General features: G+C 40.3%; 3 protein-coding genes and 3 pseudogenes. 3 read left to right on the forward strand and 3 right to left on the reverse strand.

Annotated elements, in window-relative coordinates; translation table 11 throughout:
* Window positions 1-160: 160 nt before the first annotated feature.
* Both CWB99_RS22775 and CWB99_RS22780 read right to left on the reverse strand, forming a co-directional pair.
* On the reverse strand, window positions 161-832 hold the full coding sequence (locus CWB99_RS22775; RefSeq protein WP_138552908.1) for a DUF2971 domain-containing protein: 672 nt from the start codon (window positions 830-832) through the stop codon (window positions 161-163).
* An 841-nt stretch (window positions 833-1,673) separates the two neighbouring features.
* Window positions 1,674-2,147, reverse strand: coding sequence for a DUF1203 domain-containing protein (locus tag CWB99_RS22780; protein WP_138552909.1), 474 nt, complete (start codon window positions 2,145-2,147; stop codon window positions 1,674-1,676).
* Window positions 2,148-2,246: 99 nt separating this feature from the next.
* On the opposite strand from CWB99_RS22780, the pseudogene CWB99_RS22785 reads away from it, so the two are divergent.
* A pseudogene (locus tag CWB99_RS22785) lies at window positions 2,247-2,649 on the forward strand (transposase); the annotation flags it as partial.
* Between the two features lie 361 nt (window positions 2,650-3,010).
* Here CWB99_RS22785 and CWB99_RS22790 read toward each other — a convergent pair.
* A complete protein-coding gene (locus CWB99_RS22790; RefSeq protein ID WP_138552910.1) occupies window positions 3,011-3,361 on the reverse strand; it encodes a lactoylglutathione lyase in 351 nt (116 codons plus the stop codon).
* 171 nt (window positions 3,362-3,532) lie between these two features.
* Between CWB99_RS22790 and CWB99_RS24685 the strand changes: the two are divergent.
* Both CWB99_RS24685 and CWB99_RS24275 read left to right on the forward strand, forming a co-directional pair.
* Window positions 3,533-4,018, forward strand: a pseudogene (locus tag CWB99_RS24685) (ISAs1 family transposase); the annotation flags it as partial.
* Window positions 4,019-4,105: 87 nt separating this feature from the next.
* A pseudogene (locus CWB99_RS24275) lies at window positions 4,106-4,318 on the forward strand (transposase); the annotation flags it as partial.
* Window positions 4,319-4,337: the final 19 nt, after the last annotated feature.

Raw genomic sequence — 4,337 nt, forward strand, 5'->3', positions numbered from 1 at the left:
TGATTCATGATGGATGCTCCTGTTAACTGTGTAATCACTATCAGTTTGGCGCATTGACGCCGATTTAGGAGCGTCCATCTCAATCACCCACTCCAAGAAGCTAAAACGACACCCGTCGATAGAACAAATAAGGCTGGGTGTCTACGTATTTTCAAAGAAGTCACGAAACTGGAAGTGCTGAATATGTATAAACACCATAGTTTCTGACAGCTTTAAATAGAGGAATTCCCTTGTTTTGACACAGTTCTTTTACATTTTGTGAGAAATCTTGTGAAATGCTTGGCCCCAAACAAATTCCAGATATTGCGTCTTCGGGAAAAGTGACAATTCTATTAACACGGTCCCGCGAAACGCAAAACAACCTAACTTCTTGTTCGTATCTCCAATCAATAAATTTCCGACATAAAAGCTCTTGCTCCAGTGTTTTGGGCTTATTGCCAAGAATATAATCAGGTATTTCTCCAAGTCGCAATTTGAAAACGTCGGCCGTATAGTTTACATCGTGTAAGAAAAGATCACTATCTGCTATCCCTCTCTCGATCACCTTACGATTGTAAGCAATGACAGCCCCTTTACCCGAGCCAGAATAATGACCAAACATGGTCGGACTCATTCCCAATTTACTAAAGCATGACGCAAGCGTTTTACCTGAATTATCCAAGAAAAGATCTTTTGTTTCCGATAATTGTCGAACCACCTCTCTAAAAGTCACCTCAACTTGCGCATCGATACATGTTTTAGCTGAAGATAACCTATGATCCATCTTTGGGTCACGAACTCCATTTTCTCGGACATATCTAAAGTCAAGATATTCTAAAAATGCAATAATCAAAAGTCTTTTTCTTAAAGGTGGCCATCCTTCGAAATTTTCTTCGAAAATATCCCAAACATACTCTGATTGGTCATTTAATTTTTCTTTTGGGCAAGAAAGACTTCGCTATTCTGAATCTCTTTCAGAGTAAATTCACTATCCCCTCTGTATCTATAGAGGAATCTTTCTCCGTCATTTTCCTGAAACATAGATGCTTTCGTCTTTGTGTTAGATCACTTAACAGCTTATTAGCGTGAATGCCGGTTAAACCCAGTTCCTAAAACCGTACAGATCCACAGCTAACTTATTTTATTCACAATAATAACAATAACCTACCACCATTGCTCTCAATGCTCAAGCCAAAGTGGCTTCGTTGAAACCGAGCCTTGTTCATAGCGAGACTTAAAGTCTCGTTATGTAAAACTACTAACCTCATGAATATAAGAAACTTAAACTGGTGCTTCACTTAAACGAGACCTTCAAGCACGGAGAAAACGAGCAATTTGACTTGATAATTGGCCGCATTCACTTATAACTGTGTAAATAGACAGCATTCGGAGTAAAGATGTTTTATTCACCTTTTTTGGAGTCTGTACGCGTTGAGCTCAGAACCAGGCACTACAGTCTGAAAACAGTAAATGATAACAACTAACTTGAACAACACCGGAGGTGCCTTGATTACAAAACTCCTTTTGAAATCTGTAATGAAAAAGTTGGTGCACTCCCAAGTTGAATTCGGGGGTCTTTGTTTTTTATTTGTTTTTTTGAAAGATAGTAGTTACCTTGAACTCGATAAACAGAGACGGAACAATGTGAGAAGCGCCAAACGCTGAATTTTAGCTATTGACGCCACAATCTCTTGTTATGCACGATGTACACTACAGTTAAAGCAACCTGGATTAGCATTGTGAATATGTATGTATTCAACCTCATGGTTTAGGAGCTGCTTTCTAATACCGGGCGCCAATTCAGAGCCTTGCAATATCTCTGCATGAATCATAATTTGCTGTTTATTATAAGCTCTTATGGAAAGCTGCCTTTTTCTTAATATTTCAGGTATTTCGTTAATGTCCAGCTTTGCCTCTATAGCATTTTCTCGAACAAAAATCGGACCAGATGCGCGGTAAGGTGAATCAGCGTTATGATGTAAATAGGGCAATACTAAAACCCTTTCCCCTATATTTGCTTCTATCAATGAAACCCTACACGGGTAACCTGGGTTCGCATCAGCCGTTATCCATTTAGCATTGTGACTTTCCAATTCTTGCTCATTTAAATTCAAAAGTTCAGAAAAGCTGTGCTTATCAATCCCACTAATCTTGAAATCAGTCTTCATAGTCAATTACCTATTGTAAAATCAAAAACATGATTGTAGATACTCTGTATTTTTATACTCGCCACATTCGGAACTGAAGGTTCGATTACAGTGCCTAACGCCAATAGAGAAGATGGCTGCACTAGCGGGTTCTGGGAAGGCTGGTTTAAATCCCCGGCATTACTCGATTATGCCGTCCTGGCCACCAGTATAGCTTACGTTGTTCTCGATCCTATCCGGACCAAAGTAGCAAGTACACCTGAAACTTTTGAGTTTACCAGTATCAAAAATTGCATTGAGCACGCCCAGCACGGCAAACAACCAAAGAGCCTGCTGCACTTTGCTTGTAACCCAAGACTGATCATGCCCAAAGGACTACCCTTTGAGCTTAACTACTGCATTGAGCTGCTTGAACTGACAGGCCGATGCAGTCGGTAGGCAGCAAACCGTAACTGAATTTTGTAATCATCTGCAAGAAAAGCGACGCCCTAGCCTGGCTAATTGTGAGCGCTTTTTCGGGTAGAATAGAGCCTATCTCAAGTACAAATGATAACTGCCGCGCTCTGGCAGCGCTTAACCGTGCTCAAAAATACCAAATAGCTGCTGTTTCAACTGAAATTGCTCATCGGTAAAGTCCGATTTCTGAAACTTTCCGCTTTTTTATTTCCAGTAGCACCTGTATTCATAGCCAATGGATCGGTAACTAGAACAAGTAAGACTGGGTGTCTTTGCTTTTTTCATCTTTACCAGTGAGGTTTTTGCCGTCCTGGTGCGCTTTCAATACAGAATCTAAATCAAATTTTTGTGTAGTCATGGGTCATTTCTCTTTTTGTATCTTAACTTATCGAAATGACACAGAAAATTGAACACTACCTTCATATGTGTTAGTTGCCAGTAAACTCTGTTATTTGCCAAAGTTCACCTGATGGCCCCCATAGAAAAATTACTTTACCCCAACGTTCTTCTTGAATTGGATTATATTTAAAATCAAAGCCCTGTAAGCTTTTTATACGTTCATGTGCTTCATTTATATCAAGAACTGACAATTGGAGAACTAAATTATTTGCTAAGTCGTGGTTATAAAACCTTTGTAAAAAGAAGAAACAATCACCATTTTCAAATAGCGAGAGGTCATCAGATACATAGTCCATTTTAAAACCAAGAGCTTGATAGAAAGATTTACTAGTTTCGTAATCCTTGCTCGGAATAAACACCCTGATATCATCTACTTGCACGACTTTCTCCTTGGTAACTAACGCCTTAATAAACGGCGAAAAATAGCAGACTAAACTAAGCGAAGAATGAGCGCAAGCCTCACGGTGGGATCGCACTTTGTAAAAAGGCTTTAACACCCGCCTCTTTTCTGATCTAATAACGCCCTCATTATTACTATCTATTTGTTAATTATGTCGTTATTTAGCCACCTTGAACTTGTTGAAGATAAGCGTTCTTCCATTAATCAACATCATGATCTTGCTGATGTTTTGTTTCTTATCATCTCGACAGTTTTATCCGGTTGTGAAGGCTGGAAAGATATCGAAGTGTTCGGGCACAGTAAACTCCCTTGGCTCAGGCAGTTCAGAGCATTTTAGCATGGTATTCCAACGCGACATAGCATTGCACGAATTCTTAAAACCGTGGAGACTGATTCGTGGGTTTTGGCCTTGTTCAGTTGGGTCAACGAACAGCGGTCTCAGTCTGGTAAGCCAATCATTGCGTTTGATGGTAAAACCCTGCGCGGTGCCAGTAAAAAGCGTGAGGATAACTTACACTTGGTGTCCGCTTTTGATTGCGAGTCTGGTTTAACTTTGTATCAACGTACAGTAGAAAGTAAATCCAATGAGATACCAGCAGTTAGAGCCTTATTAGATGTGCTCGATATTTCAGATTCAACCTCAAAGGACACCCACTCCAAAACGTGTCGACCATACTTTCTGCTTCTCTGCTCTTTATCTGCTCCAAGGATAAGGACGGACCCTATGCCAACGGCACGGAAAAGCCAGGTCAGCTTAGTTGACACAAAATACTATCATTGCATCTCCCGCTGTGTCAGGCGTGCCTTTTTATGTGGCGAGGACCCTTTAACAGGCCAATCTTATGAACACCGCCGTGAATGGGTTGAAGAAAAGCTACTCCTGCTTGCATCCATTTTCTGCATTGATATCTGCGCCTATGCTGTTATGAATAACCATCGGTGTTTTTCAAGTTAGT

Origin of the sequence: Pseudoalteromonas rubra, from assembly GCF_005887095.1 — a bacterium.
GTDB lineage: Bacteria > Pseudomonadota > Gammaproteobacteria > Enterobacterales > Alteromonadaceae > Pseudoalteromonas > Pseudoalteromonas rubra_E.